The sequence below is a fragment of the Streptomyces sp. NBC_00299 genome (genome assembly GCF_036173045.1).
Classification (GTDB): Bacteria; Actinomycetota; Actinomycetes; order Streptomycetales; family Streptomycetaceae; genus Streptomyces; species Streptomyces machairae.
In genome coordinates, this window is the sequence record NZ_CP108039.1 from 1120927 (window position 1) to 1135085 (window position 14159).

Here is a 14159-nt window from a genome sequence, read left to right on the forward strand (position 1 = left end):
CCTGTCCGGGCCATCACGTCAGTCCGTCACTCTGCGCTGTCCGGATGCCGTTGAGAAAATAGTAGCCATGTACATAGTAGCCATGTATTGTATTGGTCATGAGCAAGGGTTCCGAGAAGGCCACGCCCGGTTTCCTGGTGTGGCGCCTGTCCACGAAGTGGCGGGTCGCGGTCGACCGAGCCGTGGCCCCGCTGGGTCTCACCCACGCGCAGTACGCGCTGGTGGCCTCGCTGTACGGCATGCAGCGCCACGGTGAGCGCCCGAGCCAGCGGCGTCTGGCCGACCACACCGGGCTGGAGCCGCTGTACGTCTCCAAGCTGGCGCGCTCCCTGGAGAGCGCCGGCCTCCTCGAACGCACCCGGGACCCCCGCGACCCGCGCGCGGTGCAGCTGGCGCTGACCGAGCAGGGCCGGGAGCGGACCCGGCAGGCGATCGAGGTCGTGCACGGGCTCCTGCAGCAGTTGCTGGCACCTCTCGGCGGCCTGGACAGCGCGCGGGCGCGGGAGTTCACCCGTGACCTCGCGGTCCTGCTCGACGCACCGCTCGACCCGCTTGCCCCAGACAGTGAGTCCGACAAGGAGTAGTCATGACCACCACCACTCCCCTGCTCGACCCCCGTGTCATAGCTCTGGCCCACTACGCGAGCCGCGCGCTTCTCGAGCGCGTGCTGGCCCGCCATGGCGCGACCTTCCAGCAGTCCGTCACCCTCCGGCTCGTCAACGTCGCCGACGGCCCGGTCGAGCGCGACCACCTCGTCGACGGCGTCGTCGGCGCGCTGAAGATCGACGCCGCGAAGGCCCACTCCGTGGTCGACGAGCTGATCGCCGCACAGCTGCTGGCCCCGCAGGAGCCGTCCCGGGTGCGGATCACGGACGCCGGACGGGAGTTGTACGAGCGGACCTCCGCCGAGACCGCTCCGATCTCCGCCCGGGTCTACGCCGACATCCCCACGGAGGACCTGGCGGCTGCCGGCCGAGTGCTGACCCTCATCACCGAGCGGGCCAACGCCGAGCTCGCCGCGATGAAGCGGTAGCCCCGAGCCCCGGCATGAAGTAGTGGAATTTTGAACCACCGCGCTCCGTTGACAGCCTCGAAGGAGGTCACGAGTGGACACGACGTACTACGACCACGGAACACCGGCCGAGCGCTGGGAGCGTGCGCGGATGTTCTTCGACGCCAAGGACTACGCCGCCGCGGCCCGCGTCCTGGGCAAGCTGGTCGAGGAGGTGCCGGAGCAGACCGGACCCCGGCTGCTGCTGGCGCGCTCCTACTACCACTCGGCCCAACTGCGGCGCGCGGAGAGCGAGTTGCGGGTCGTCATCGAGCGCGACCCGGTGGAGCACTACGCCCGGCTGATGCTGGGCCGCACCCTGCAACGGCAGGGGCGGGACGACGAGGCGGAGCCGCATCTGCGCCTCGCCTCGGCGCTCGCGGGTGACTTCGAGCAGCTCTGAGCAGTATCGAGCAGCTCCTGGCGCTGTCGACACGAGGGGCCCGGTTCCATCCCGGAACCGGGCCCCTCCTCCGTCGGCTCTTGCGGCCGGCTTCCGCCTGCCTAGTTCACTTCCGCGGGCTTGCGCTTCCCCCGCCGATGGGCCACCTCGCCCAGGACGACGTCCACGACGACGAACGCGGCCAGCGAGATGCCGAGCAGCGGCACGAAGTAGCCGACCACGGCGACGACCGCGACCAGCGGGACCAGGATCTGCGGGGGCACCTGCTGCCAGGCGCCGCGCGGGATCGGCCGGCCGAAGGCGGAGCCGCGGCCGCGCTGCCACCACATGCGGTAGCCCCACACGATCAGCAGGATCAACGAGAGCGCGAGCGCCATCAGGGCTATCTGGTTGACCAGACCGAAGAGGACCCCGGTGTGCAGGTCGATGCCCCAGCGGGTCAGCTTGGCGAGCACCGGGTATTCGGCGAACCTCAGCACGTCGACGACCTCGCCGCCGGCCGGGTCGATGGCGACCGAGTCCCCCTTCGTCGGCCAGCTGCGCTGCACCTGCCGTACCACGTACGCGGACGAGTCGTCGGCGGGCGGCACGATCTCCACGGGATCGCTCAGGCCCTCGGCGCGGGCGGACGCCAGGACCTTGTCGAGGCCGACGCCGTGCTCGCCGCTGCCGCCCGTGGCGGCGGCGCTGCCGTGGCCCCCGTGTTCGCCGCCGGCCGTCGCCGAGATGGACGGCGTGGCCTGGCCGAGGGAGGTGCGCAGTTCATCGATGTTGGCGCCGGCGTAGGCCGACCAGGTGAGGCCGGTCGCCGAGAGGAAGATGAACCCGATCGCGGCCCAGACGCCGACGGTGCCGTGCAGGCCGAGCGTGCGGCGGCGCCCGCTGGTGCCCCGCACCTTGCGCAGGGCGCGGCGGCGGGAGAACCACAGCACCAGGCCGCCGGCCGCGATGACCCAGAGCCAGCTGGCGGCGAGCTCGCTGTAGTAGCGGCCGGTCTCACCGAGGTGCAGGTCGCGGTGGAACTCGTCGATCCAGGTGCGCAGGGGCAGCGCGCCGGTCGAGCCGTACTGTTCGAGGGCGCCGCGCACCTCGGCGGTGTAGGGGTCGACGAACACGGCCATCGTGTGCTCGGCGTCGACGCCCTTGACGCCGGACAGCATGACCCTGGTCGACTCGTCGTCGGCCGGGGAGGGACGTATCGCGGAGACCGTGCCCTCGGGGTGGGCCTTGCGCGCGGCGGCGACCTGCTCGGATATCGGCAGTTTCGCGTCGCCGACCGGGACGTACATCTCGTGGGCGTACACGATCTTCTCGGCCTGGAACGCTCCGGCGTACAGGAAGCCGGTGGCCGCGGCGACGAGCAGGAACGGCGCGACGAGGACTCCGGCGTAGAAGTGCAGACGCAGGATCAGCGGGCGCAGCGGTGCCCATCTGCGGGGCGACGCCGGGGCGTCGGGCTGCGTCGCCTCCTCCGTGGTGGTGGCGGGAGCGGTGGACATCGGCGGCTTCTCCGGGGGTGGGACGGGGAGTGGGGACGTTTCCTTCTGTGCTGTTGTGGTCCAGTAGTCGGACGAAGGGGCCGTCGAGTTCCAGGCATATTAAGTGGCGTGCGTCACAAGGGAGTCGGTGAGCGGCGCGGGTGCCGTGGCATGCTGGCGCGATGGCACTTCCGAACGAGCGCGCCCCCTTGGCCGAGCGGGTCGAGCAACTCCTGGCCGCCGAGGGACCGTTGCCCATCGTGGCGGCCGGCGACCCGGTGCTACGGCGTCCCACCGAGCGCTTCGACGGCCAACTGGACCCGGCGCTGCTGTCCCGCTTCGTCGAGGCGCTCCGGGCCACCATGCACGCGGCGCCGGGCGTCGGCCTCGCGGCACCGCAGGTCGGCGTGGGGCTGCGGATCGCGGTGATCGAGGACCCGGCGCCGGTGCCGGAGGACGTGCGGCTGGTGCGCGGGCGGGTGCCGCAGCCGTTCCGGGTGCTGGTGAACCCCTCGTACGAACCCGTCAGGGGCGACCGTGCCGCGTTCTTCGAGGGCTGCCTGAGCGTGCCGGGCTATCAGGCGGTCGTGGCCCGGCCGGCCGAGGTGCGGCTGACCGGCGAGGACGAGCACGGGCACGCGGTCGACGAGGTGTTCACGGGGTGGCCCGCCCGTATCGTGCAGCACGAGACGGACCACCTCGACGGCGTGCTCTACCTGGACCGGGCCGAGTTGCGTTCACTCTCCTCGAACCAGGCGATGGCCGAGCGCTGGGCCCAGCCGGCCCCGGGCGAGGCGGCGCGGGCCCTCGGCTTCGAACTGCCCCACTGAGTAGGTCAGTTGTCCCGGTACGACTCCAACAGCCGTAGCCACACCTCACTGATCGTCGGATACGACGGAACCGCGTGCCACAGGCGGCTGATCGGCACCTGCCCGACGACCGCGATCGTCGCCGAGTGGATGAGCTCACCGACGCCCGGGCCGACGAACGTGACGCCGAGCAGGATCTCGCGCTCCAGGTCGACGACCATGCGGGCGCGGCCCTTGTAGCCCTCGGCGTACACCGACGCCCCCGCGACCGAGGCGAGGTCGTAGTCGACGGCGCGGACCCGGTGACCGGCCTGTTCCGCTTCGGCCAGGGAGAGGCCCACGGCCCCGGCCTCGGGGTCGGTGAAGACGACCTGGGGGACGGCGGCGTGGTCGGCGGTGGCGGCGTGGGCGCCCCACGGGTCCGATTCCAGGATCGGGACTCCGGAGGCGCGGGCGGCGATGGCGGCGCCCGCGATGCGGGCCTGGTACTTGCCCTGGTGGGTGAGAAGGGCACGGTGATTGATGTCGCCCACCGCGTACAGCCACTCGCTGCCGGTGATGCGCAGGCTGTCGTCGACCTCCAGCCAGGAACCCGGCGTCAGGCCGACGGTGTCCAGGCCGAGGTCGTCGGTGCGCGGGGCCCGTCCGGTCGCGAAGAGGATCTCGTCGGCCTCGATACGGCCGCCGCTGTCGGTGACGACCACGACCGTGCCGTTCTCACGGGTCACCGACTCGACCGACGTGCCGGTGCGGACGTCGACGCCGGCCTCGGAGAGCCCTTCGGCGACCATCTCGCCGGCGAAGGGCTCCATGCGGTTGAGCAGGCCCTTGCCGCGGACCAGGAGCGTGACATCGGAGCCGAGGGCCTGGTAGGCGGTGGCCATCTCGGTGGCGACCACTCCGCCGCCGACCACGACCAGCCGGCCGGGCACGGACTGGGCGCTGGTGGCCTCACGGCTGGTCCACGGCTTGACCTCGGCGAGTCCGGGCAGGTTCGGGAGCATGGCGCGGGTGCCGGTGCACAGGGCGACGGCGTGCCGGGCGGTCAGCACCTGGCGTGCGCCGTCGGGCCCGGTCACCTCCACCGTGCGGGGTCCGGTGAGGCGGCCGTGGCCGCGGTGGAAGTCGGCGCCGATGCCGTTCAGCCATTGGACCTGGCCGTCGTCGTTCCAGTTGCCGGTGAACTCGTTGCGCCGGGCCAGGACGGCAGCCGCGTCCAGGGGGCCCTGTACCGAGTGGCTGAGCCCGGGCAGACGGCGGGCGTCCGCCTGGGCGATGACCGGCCGCAGCAGCGTCTTGCTGGGCATGCACGCCCAGTACGAGCACTCCCCGCCGACCAGCTCGCTCTCCACCACCGCGGTACTCAGACCGGCCGCACGGGTGCGGTCGGCCACGTTCTCCCCCACCGGTCCGGCTCCGACCACCACGACGTCGTACACGTTGGAATCCGTTTCCGTCATGTGGTCAGTCTTACGGGTGGTGTGCGGAGTGGCCACACGGGTACGCGCGCGGAATACGCGGCCGTACGGTCCTGTTGACGCCGACGGCACCGCCCCGACACCAGGAAGAGGGAAAACGCCATGAGCAGCACCGTGGAGCTCACCAAGGAGAACTTCGATGAGACGGTCACGGACAACGAGTTCGTCCTGATCGACTTCTGGGCGTCCTGGTGCGGGCCGTGCCGTCAGTTCGCCCCCGTTTACGAGAAGGCCGCCGAGGAGAACCCGGACCTTGTGTTCGGCAAGGTCGACACCGAGGCGCAGCCGGAGCTTGCCGCCGCCTTCGGTATCCAGTCGATCCCGACGCTGATGATCGTCCGTGACCGTGTCGCCGTGTTCGCGCAGCCGGGTGCCCTGCCCGAGGACGCCCTCGCGGACGTCATCGGGCAGGCCCGCAAGCTCGACATGGACGAGGTCCACAAGGCCGTCGCCGCCCAGCAGGAGCAGGCCGACCAGAACGGCCAGTGACGCCCTGCTCTAGAAGGGGTACGCCGCCACGTCACCACGCACCGTCGTCCAGCGCACGTCGGTGAACGCGTCCAGGTTGGCCTCGCCGCCGAACCGGGCGCCGGTGCCGGAGGCGGCTATTCCACCGAAGGGGGCGACGGCCTCGTCGTTCACGGTCTGGTCGTTGATGTGCACGATGCCGGTCGGGATGCGCTCGGCGAGGTCGAGGCCCCGGGCGGTGTCCCTGGTGACGATGCCCAGGGAGAGGCCGTAGGAGCTCGCCGCGGCGAGGGCGGCGGCCTCGTCGGCGGTGGTGAAGGGGCGCACCGGCGCGACGGGTCCGAAGACCTCCTCGGTGTACGCGGGGGTCGCGTCGTCGACGCCCGCGAGCACCGTCGGCCGGTAGAACAGCTGCTCGTGGCTGCCGCCCGCGGCGAGCTTGGCCCCGCGGGACGTACTGGCCTCGACCAGACCGTGCACCTTCCCCAGCTGACCCGAGTCGATGAGCGGCCCGAGGTGGACCTCGGCGCGGTGCGGGTCACCCACGGCGAGGCCGTCGGCCTTGGCGGCGAGCCGCTCGACGTACTCCTCGTACAACGACTGGTGGACCAGGTGGCGGCCGGTCGTCATGCAGATCTGGCCCTGGTGGAAGAAGGACCCCCAGGCGGCGGTGGAGATCACCGCGTCGAGGTCGGCGTCCTCCAGCACGATCAGGGCGGAGTTACCGCCCAGCTCCAGATGGACGCGCTTGAGGTGGCGCCCGGCGGCCTCGCCGACGGCCCGGCCCGCGGCCGTGGATCCCGTGAAGGAGATGACGGGCACCCGCGGGTCGGCGACCAGCGCCTGGCCCGTCTCCGCGCCGCCCGGCAGGATGTGCAGCAGCCCCTCGGGCAGACCGGCCTCCGCGAAGACCGCGGCCAGTGCGAGCCCGCCGCAGACCGCCGTGCGCGGGTCCGGCTTCAGCACGACCGCGTTGCCGAGCGCGAGGGCCGGGGCGACGGAGCGGATGGACAGGATCAGCGGGGCGTTGAACGGCGCGATCACACCGACGACGCCCGCGGGAACCCGGCGCGTGTACGACAGGCGGGGAGCCTCGCTGGGCAGGACCTGCCCGGCCGGGCGGGAGGCTAGTGCGGCGGCCTCGTAGCACTCCTGGGCGGCCACGTGCAGTTCGAAGTCGGCCTTGCCGGGTATCGAACCGGACTCGCGGACCAGCCATTCGCGCAGCTCGTCGGCGTGCGCGGCGAACAGGTCACCGGCCTTGCGCAGCACCCCGGCGCGCACGAAGTGCGGGACGCGGGCCCACTGGGTCTGGGCGGCACGGGCGGCCTCGGCGGCCGTGGCGACGTCCTCGGCGGTGGCCAGGGTGACGGTGCCGAGCGTGTCGCCGGTGGCGGGCTCGGTGACGGTGTACTCGTCTCCCGACAGGGGGCGGGACTGCCAGGCCTTGGGCTCGAGCAACGGCATGGGCGACTCTCCGTTCGATCACCGGCGGGACTCACATGAGGAGCGGAAGTCCCGAGTAGTTGGCCGCCAGTTCGGCGGCGGCGTGACGGGATGCGGTGATCCGGCGCAGACGTGCGAGCTGCATCCGGTGGTCGAACGCGTCCCCATCTGGTTGAGCGTGCAACATCCTAGTCATGTCGTCGGAGAAGCGGGTCGCCTGCCACACCCGCCGGAGGCACAACTCGGAGTAGCTGTCCAGGAGTTGTGTGTCCCCTGTGCGGTGCAGCTCGATGAGGGCACGGGCCAGGACCCGTACGTCCGACACGGCGAGGTTGAGTCCCTTGGCGCCCGTCGGCGGGACGATGTGGGCGGCGTCACCGGCGAGCAGGAGCCGCCCGTGGCGCATCGGTTCGTGGACGTAACTGCGCATCGACGTCACGGACTTGGCGGTGATGGGCCCGCGGTTCAGGGTCCAGTCGGCGTCGATCGCGAAGCGGGCGGCGAGTTCGTCCCAGACGCGGTCGTCGGGCCAGTCGTCGGGATCGGCGCCGACCGGGACCTGGAGGTAGAGCCGGGAGACGGACGAGGAGCGCATGCTGTGCAGCGCGAAGCCGCGTTCACCCCGCGCGTAGATCAACTCGTCGCCGGACGGCGGCACTTCGGCCATGATGCCGAGCCAGGAGTACGGATAGTCGTGCGCGTACGAGCTGCTGATCCCGGCCGGGAAGGTGGCGCGGGAGATGCCGTGGAAGCCGTCGCAGCCGGCGACCCAGTCGCAGGTCAGCGTCTGTTCGCGGCCCTCGTGCCGGAACCGTACGACGGGCGTGGCGCTCTCCGGCTGCTCGACGGCGAGCGCCGCGGCCTCGAACAACAGCGGCGGGCCGTCGGCGAGTTGGAGCGCGACGAGGTCCTTCACGATCTCGGTCTGGGCGTAGATCGTGACCGTGTGGCCGCCGGTGAGAGCCGGGAAGTCTAGGTGGTGACGTTCCCGGTCGAAGCGCAGCTCGATGCCCTGGTGCACCAGGCCCTCCGCCTCCAGCCGCTCGGCGGCACCGGCCTCGTGCAGCGCGTCGACCGTGCCCTGCTCCAGCATTCCGGCCCGCTGGCGCTGCTCGACGTGACTGCGCGTCCTGCTCTCCAGGACCACGCAGTCGATGCCCGCGCGGTGCAGCAGGCGGGCGAGGAGAAGCCCGGCGGGGCCGCCGCCGATGATGCCGACCGTCGTGCGCATTCCACGCCTCCCTGGCTTCGACGGTACGTCGGCCGGACGCCGGCTGCCTCAGCTGGACTCGCGGTGCACCACCGTCGCTCCCAGCACCTTGTGCGTCTGCGGTGCGGCGCCGGGGTTGCGCACCGCGTGGTCGACCAGCTCCGCGAGGTCGCGGCCGGACGGCAGTTCGATGTGGACCGTGCTCAGCCTGGGCCGCAGCAGCCGTCCGAGCATCAGGTCGTCGGCGCCGATGACGGCCGTGTCGGCGGGGATGCGGACCCCCTCGTCCTGCAGGGCGCGCATCAGCAGCATCGCGTACTCGTCGTTGTAGGCGAACACGGCGTCGAGGCCCCGGTCGCGCCAGCTGCGGGCGAGCCGCGCGGCGGACTGCTCGTCGTAGGCGAGGGGCAGCTCGGTCACGGTGGCGTCCGTGCCGTGCAGGGCGCGGCGTACCCCTTCGAGACGCGGCGCGGAGAAGGACTCCAGGCCGTCCTCCTCGGGGACGACGACGCCCACCCGGCGCCTGCCTCGGTCGTGGAGGTGGCGGCCCGCGCGGTATCCCACGGCCTCGTAGTCCATCAGCAGGGCGTGGGCACCCTCGACGGACTCGGGGCCCAGCGAGACCACGGCCCGGGCGCCGGAGCGCTTGAGCACCGTCACGCCCTTCGGGCCGAGGCCGGAGCCGGAGAACAGGACGGCGACGGGGCGCAGCTCGGCCCAGGCGCGGGCGGCTTCGTCGCCGTGCAGGCCGACGCTGCCGTGCTGCACGACGGTGTAGTCGAGACGGCCGAGCGCCAGCTGGAGGTCGCTGAGGAACCGGCCGTACAGGGAGCCGACGGGGAAGCTCGGGGCGGGCATCAGGACCATGCGGCTGTGCCCGGCGCGCAGGCTGCGGGCGGCCGCGTGCGGGACGTACCCGAGTTCCTTCGCGGCCTCGTGGACGCGGCGGCGGGTGGGTTCGCTGATCCGGACGGCGCTGGTGTTGTTGAGGACGTAGGAGACGGTCGCGCGCGAGACGCCGGCCAGGCGGGCCACGTCGGCGCTCGTGGGTACCGAGCGCTGTGCGGGCAGTGCGGGCGCGGGCGTTTTCGGTATCTGCACCATGACGTACCGCATCTTTGCAGAACCTGTGCGTAGCGGTCGGGTCAGGGTCCCCGCCCGGTCACGACTCGGTGCGCGTCATGCGGGTGACCAGGTCGGACCAGCCGTTCTCCAGCCGCTCCATGGGCATACCGCACTGCTTGGTCAGATGGTGGATCAGGCCGGGGTCGAGATACGCCATGAGCGTCTGGGCGAGGAGATCGCAGTCGGCTTCCGGCGTGATCTGCCGCAGCAGCATGGCGGCGTGGGTGTGCAGCGCGCGGTACGAGGGGTGGGCGAAGCGGCGGGTCGGCTCCGGCTGCGCGGCCAGTTGCAGGTCCAGCTGCTCGGCCGCGCGGTACAGCACCGCGACACCGAACGCCCGCAGCCGCTCCACCGGCGGGGCACCCGGACCCAGCGGCGGCGGCCCGCCGATGAAGTCGGCCTGCAGCTTCCGTGCGGAGTGGTCGAGCAGGGCCGTCAGCAGGCCGGTGCGGTCGCCGAAGCGGCGGAAGACCGTCCCCTTGCCCACGCCGGCCGCCGCGGCCACCGCCTCCATGGTGACGCCGGCTGCCCCGTGCTCCGCGATCAGCTCGGTTGCGGCCTCCAGCAGCCGGGCGCGGTTGCGGGCCGCGTCGGCGCGCAGGCAGGGCTCGTCGGGGGCGGAGCCGACCTCCAGCAGCTGGGGCTTGCCCTCGGGCTCCTGAGACTGCGGGAACGGCGGCAGTACGGCGGACATGACGCCAGCGTAAAGCATCGGGAATGAAACTGGACCGCGGTCCGGTTATGGTGCTAGAAATTAAACGGACCCCGGTCCGGATCGTAACGGCAGTGTTTCAGCATCCTTGGAGTTCGCATGTCTGTTCGCATCCTCGCGCTCGTCGGCAGCCTTCGCGCCGGTTCGCACAACCGTCAGCTCGCCGAGGCGGCCGTCAAGCTCGCCCCCGAGGGCGCTGAGGTCGTGCTCTTCGAGGGCCTGGCCGACATCCCCTTCTACAACGAGGACATCGACGTCGAGGGCACCGTCCCCGCCACCGCGGCCAAGCTGCGTGAGGCCGCGCAGGCCGCGGACGCGTTCCTGCTCTTCTCTCCCGAGTACAACGGCACCATCCCGGCCGTCCTGAAGAACGCCATCGACTGGCTGTCCCGCCCGTACGGCTCCGGCGCCTTCGGCGGCAAGCCGGTCGCCGTGGTCGGCACCGCGTTCGGCCAGTACGGCGGCGTGTGGGCGCAGGACGAGACCCGCAAGGCCGTGGGCATCGCGGGCGGCAAGGTGCTGGAGGACGTCAAGCTGTCCATCCCCGGCTCCGTGACCCGCTTCGCCGAGACCCACCCGGTCGACGACGCCGAGGTCGCCGCGCAGCTGACCGAGGTCATCGCGCGCGTCCACGGGCACGCGGGCGAGGTCGTCGCGGCCTGACCCGGACCCGAGGTCCTCGTGGAGGGGCCGGAGCCCAGCGCTCCGGCCCCTTCTCGTATGCCCGGCCCCTCCTCAGCCCCTCCTCCTGCGTCAGGCCACCGCTGTGGACGCCAGCCCCCGCAGCTCCTCCAGCGCCGCCGCCACCGCCGGCCGCTCCCGGCGGCCCCGGCGAACACAGGTCAGCACCTTGCGGTGCGGGTCGCCGACACAGCGGACCCGGGTGATCGGGACTTGCGGGGTCAACTGGAACAGCCGTGGGATCAGCGCGACGCCGAGCCGGCTGGCGACCAGGTGGGCGGTGACGTTCCAGTCCAGCGCGTGATGGATCACGTCCGGGGTGAACCCGGCCGCCCCGCACGCCGACATCACATGCGGGCGGCAGGGGCTCTGCGGCACCGGCGCGATCCAGTCCTCGTGCGCCACCTCGGCGAGGTCGACGCGTTCGAGTCCGGCCAGCGGATGGTCGTCGGGGACGACGAGGTCGTACGGGTCGTCCAGCAGCGGCTGCTGGTCGAAGCGCGCGTCGCTCAGCGGCGGGTTGTGCGGGGTCACGTCCACCACCGCCAGGTCGACCTCCCCTTCGAAGAGCAGGTCGAAGCTCTCCGGCACCGCCGTCTCGCGGATCCGTACGGTCAGCTGCGGATGCCGCTCCCGCATCCGTACGGCCATCGGCGCCAGCAGCACCGACACGGCCGTCGTGAAGCCGCTGACGCGTAGTTGCCCGGTGGGGGCGCTGTACTCGGCGCGCAGGTCCAGCTCGGCCGCCTCCCAGCGCTCCGCGATCGCATCCGCGTGCGCGAGGAGACTTTCGGCCGCCGCGGTGAGGCGCACCCCGCGGCCCTGGGGTTCGAGGAGGTCGACCCCCAGGTCACCGGCCAACTGGCGGATCTGCTGGGAGGCGGCGGACGGGGTGAAGTGCAGGGCGCGGGCGGCCGCGGTGACCGTGCCGTAGTGCGCCACGGCCCTCAGTACGTGCAGTCGGCGCAAGTCAATCATGAAGCCCACGCTTCAAGGTGACGTCCAGAAAGTCAACCTGGACGTACATGAAAGGGCACCGCAGGCTTGATTGTGTCGCGACGGTCAACCAGCCACGAGATACGAGGAGTCGCCATGACCAGCACGACCGGCAGCGTCTGCCCGCACTGCGGATGGCCCGACGGAGCCGAGCCCTACCAGGTGGTGTCCCGGCACACCACGGCGGCGGGCAGCACGGTGTGGACGCGGTGCGCCTGCGGTTCGTTGCAGGTGCGCATGGTGGACGCCCGCGGCATGCGCGTCGCCTCCCGCAGCCGGCCCACGGGGACTCCCGCGCACTCCCCCGGCCGGTGACGTCGATTCAGTCGAGCCCGGCCAGCCGCTGTACGGCAGGAGCCGCGAAGTTCTCGATGAAGGCCGCCGGTTCCCCGGTGCGCGGGCCGAGGACAACCGCGTCGATGCCGAGCTCGGTGTAGGACGCGATGTCCCCGGTGAAGGCGTCGAGGTCGCCGCTGACGACGGGCTCCCCGGCGTAGAGGACGGTCCTGCGGATCTCGTCGTAGTCGCGCCCCTCGGCGTCGCAGTGGCCGCGCAGCACGTCGAGCTTGTGCCGGACCTCCTCCGGCGAGGAGGCGAACAGGTTGCACGCGTCGCCGTAGCGGGCGACCAGCCGGAGCGTCTTCTTCTCGCCGCCCCCGCCGATCATGATCTCGGGGCGCGGGGCGCTGACGGGCGCCGGGACGCAGAGGGTCTCGGCGAGGCGGTAGTGCTGGCCCTCGAACGGGCCGTTGGCCTGCGGGTCCCACATCTGCAGGCAGATCCGCAAGGTCTCCTCCAGCCGCTCGAAGCGCTCGGCGACCGGCGGGAACGGCACACCGAGTCCCTCGTGTTCGCGGCCGTACCAGGCGGCGCCGATCCCGAGGGTGGCCCGGCCGCCGGACAGCACGTCGAGCGAGGTGGCGATCTTGGCCAGCAGGCCGGGAGGACGGTAGGTCACGCCGGTCACCAGGGCACCGAGGCGGACGGTGGAGGTGTGGGCGGCGAGGTAGCCGAGGGTCGTGTAGGCCTCCAGCATGGGGTCCTCGGCGCGTCGTTGATCTCCATCTGGAAGTAGTGGTCCATCACCGACAGCCAGCTCAGGCCCGCCGCCTCGGCCGCGGCGCCCGCTGCGCCGAGTTCGGCTCCGAGCGCGGGGCCTCCGCCGGGATGGTCGAACCGGTTGATGTGCACGCCGACGCGCATGACCTGTCTCCGCTCACCCGGATTTTCAGCGACCTTGCCGACGCCAGGTCTTCGAGCGCTCTCGAGGTCAAGCCCCACCGCCGAGGCGGCCGTCAGACCACGCCGTCAGGCCACTCCGTCAAGTCGCGCCCGCGAGTTGGTCGCCGAGCGCGGTACGCCGGTACAGCACGCGCCGTCCGTCGCGGGCCCGGGTGACGAGTCCCGTCGCGTGCAGCACCTTCAGGTGCTGGGAGACCGCGCTGGGCGTCACGCCGAGGCGGCGGGCGAGTTCGACCGTGGGGAGCGGTTCGGCGAGCAGCCGCAGGACCGTGGTGCGGGGTGCGCCGAGCAGTGCGGTCAGGGCGGAGGCGTCGGGCTCGGGCCGCGGTTCCCACAGGGTCGCGGCGCCCCTGCTGGGATACGCCAGCATCGGCGCTTCGGCGGCGCTGACCGGCGGTGCGGGTTTGTGGGAGAACAGGGAAGGGACCAGGCGAAGGCCGCGCCCGGAGCCGTCCACCTCGTGCCGGGCGATCATCTGGTCGACGCGCAGGACGCCGTCGCGCCAGCGGACGTTGCGGTGCAGGTCGGAGAAGAGGAGGCGGGCCCCGCCGGTGGCCAGTTGCCGGGCGCGATGGGTGATGTCGGCCTCCAGCACGAGCCGCATCCGTGGCCAGTCGGGACGTACGGCCAACTCCCAGTACCGGTGCAGGAGTTCGCACAGCTCCTCCAACAGCTCCGCCACGGGCGCGTCGCCGGGCGCGGTGATCTGTCGCAGGGCGTCCGGGAGGGGGTGCGGGGCATGGGTCGCGAGCAGGTCGCGTCGTACGAGCTCCGGTGGCGTCGTCCCCACGACGGTGAGCTGGTCGTCCAGCGTGGGTGCGAAGGTAGTCGGGCGCGGGGTCAGGAAGTCGGGCAGGGTCAGGTTCCGGCCGACCAGGGCCCGCAGCAGCCGGGCGTCGGCGGGGTCGAGGCGTTCCAGGACCGACCGGCGCCATGGGGTGTGCAGGGGGTAGAGGCCCGGGGCGCGCAGGGCCCGCAGGCTGCCCATGACCTCGCGCAACGGCGAGATCGCGAACCGGGTGTCCGCGAGGTCGTCGACGTCGAGCAGGAAGCTGATCAT

Annotated in this window: 14 protein-coding genes and 2 pseudogenes; 7 read left to right on the forward strand and 9 right to left on the reverse strand. The window is 72.0% G+C overall.

The window, feature by feature from the left end; translation table 11 throughout:
- Positions 1-98: 98 nt before the first annotated feature.
- From OHT51_RS04745 to OHT51_RS04755, 3 genes are all read left to right on the forward strand, one after another.
- Positions 99-584: a MarR family winged helix-turn-helix transcriptional regulator gene (locus tag OHT51_RS04745; RefSeq protein ID WP_328877606.1), complete on the forward strand. Its 486-nt coding sequence runs from the start codon at positions 99-101 to the stop codon at positions 582-584.
- Positions 585-586: 2 nt separating this feature from the next.
- A complete protein-coding gene (locus tag OHT51_RS04750; protein ID WP_328877607.1) occupies positions 587-1033 on the forward strand; it encodes a MarR family transcriptional regulator in 447 nt (148 codons plus the stop codon).
- A 73-nt stretch (positions 1034-1106) separates the two neighbouring features.
- Positions 1107-1454: a tetratricopeptide repeat protein gene (locus OHT51_RS04755; protein ID WP_328877608.1), complete on the forward strand. Its 348-nt coding sequence runs from the start codon at positions 1107-1109 to the stop codon at positions 1452-1454.
- A 101-nt stretch (positions 1455-1555) separates the two neighbouring features.
- On the opposite strand, the gene OHT51_RS04760 is transcribed toward OHT51_RS04755, so the two are convergent.
- Positions 1556-2953 (reverse strand): PepSY-associated TM helix domain-containing protein, encoded by a 1398-nt coding sequence (locus OHT51_RS04760; RefSeq protein ID WP_328877609.1) that lies wholly within the window; start codon positions 2951-2953, stop codon positions 1556-1558.
- A 161-nt stretch (positions 2954-3114) separates the two neighbouring features.
- Between OHT51_RS04760 and OHT51_RS04765 the strand changes: the two genes are divergently transcribed.
- Positions 3115-3762: a peptide deformylase gene (locus OHT51_RS04765; protein WP_328877610.1), complete on the forward strand. Its 648-nt coding sequence runs from the start codon at positions 3115-3117 to the stop codon at positions 3760-3762.
- Positions 3763-3767: 5 nt separating this feature from the next.
- Here OHT51_RS04765 and OHT51_RS04770 read toward each other — a convergent pair whose 3' ends face one another.
- Positions 3768-5201 (reverse strand): dihydrolipoyl dehydrogenase family protein, encoded by a 1434-nt coding sequence (locus tag OHT51_RS04770; protein ID WP_328877611.1) that lies wholly within the window; start codon positions 5199-5201, stop codon positions 3768-3770.
- Positions 5202-5315: 114 nt separating this feature from the next.
- On the opposite strand from OHT51_RS04770, the pseudogene trxA reads away from it, so the two are divergent.
- Positions 5316-5708: pseudogene (gene trxA, locus OHT51_RS04775) on the forward strand (thioredoxin); the annotation flags it as partial.
- A 9-nt stretch (positions 5709-5717) separates the two neighbouring features.
- Here the strand turns inward: trxA and OHT51_RS04780 are convergent.
- The 4 genes from OHT51_RS04780 to OHT51_RS04795 are packed head-to-tail and all read right to left on the reverse strand — an operon-like array spanning position 5718 to position 10180.
- Entirely contained in the window at positions 5718-7154 is a 1437-nt protein-coding gene (locus tag OHT51_RS04780; protein ID WP_328877612.1) for a benzaldehyde dehydrogenase, read from the reverse strand.
- Between the two features lie 31 nt (positions 7155-7185).
- Entirely contained in the window at positions 7186-8364 is a 1179-nt protein-coding gene (locus OHT51_RS04785) for a 4-hydroxybenzoate 3-monooxygenase (protein WP_328877613.1), read from the reverse strand.
- A gap of 48 nt (positions 8365-8412) precedes the next feature.
- Entirely contained in the window at positions 8413-9447 is a 1035-nt protein-coding gene (locus OHT51_RS04790; RefSeq protein WP_328877614.1) for a LacI family DNA-binding transcriptional regulator, read from the reverse strand.
- Positions 9448-9505: 58 nt separating this feature from the next.
- Positions 9506-10180: a TetR/AcrR family transcriptional regulator gene (locus OHT51_RS04795; RefSeq protein ID WP_328877615.1), complete on the reverse strand. Its 675-nt coding sequence runs from the start codon at positions 10178-10180 to the stop codon at positions 9506-9508.
- Between the two features lie 99 nt (positions 10181-10279).
- Here OHT51_RS04795 and OHT51_RS04800 point away from each other — a divergent pair, with 99 nt between their 5' ends.
- Positions 10280-10843: an NADPH-dependent FMN reductase gene (locus OHT51_RS04800; protein WP_328877616.1), complete on the forward strand. Its 564-nt coding sequence runs from the start codon at positions 10280-10282 to the stop codon at positions 10841-10843.
- Positions 10844-10933: 90 nt separating this feature from the next.
- On the opposite strand, the gene OHT51_RS04805 is transcribed toward OHT51_RS04800, so the two are convergent.
- A complete protein-coding gene (locus tag OHT51_RS04805; RefSeq protein WP_328877617.1) occupies positions 10934-11839 on the reverse strand; it encodes a LysR family transcriptional regulator in 906 nt (301 codons plus the stop codon).
- Positions 11840-11953: 114 nt separating this feature from the next.
- On the opposite strand from OHT51_RS04805, the gene OHT51_RS04810 reads away from it, so the two are divergent.
- On the forward strand, positions 11954-12172 hold the full coding sequence (locus tag OHT51_RS04810) for a hypothetical protein (protein WP_328877618.1): 219 nt from the start codon (positions 11954-11956) through the stop codon (positions 12170-12172).
- A 7-nt stretch (positions 12173-12179) separates the two neighbouring features.
- Here the strand turns inward: OHT51_RS04810 and OHT51_RS04815 are convergent.
- Both OHT51_RS04815 and OHT51_RS04820 read right to left on the reverse strand, forming a co-directional pair.
- A pseudogene (locus OHT51_RS04815) lies at positions 12180-13060 on the reverse strand (LLM class F420-dependent oxidoreductase).
- Between the two features lie 118 nt (positions 13061-13178).
- Positions 13179-14159 carry an ArsR/SmtB family transcription factor gene (locus OHT51_RS04820; RefSeq protein ID WP_328877619.1) on the reverse strand — a complete coding sequence of 327 codons (981 nt, stop codon included), beginning with the start codon at positions 14157-14159 and terminating at the stop codon, positions 13179-13181.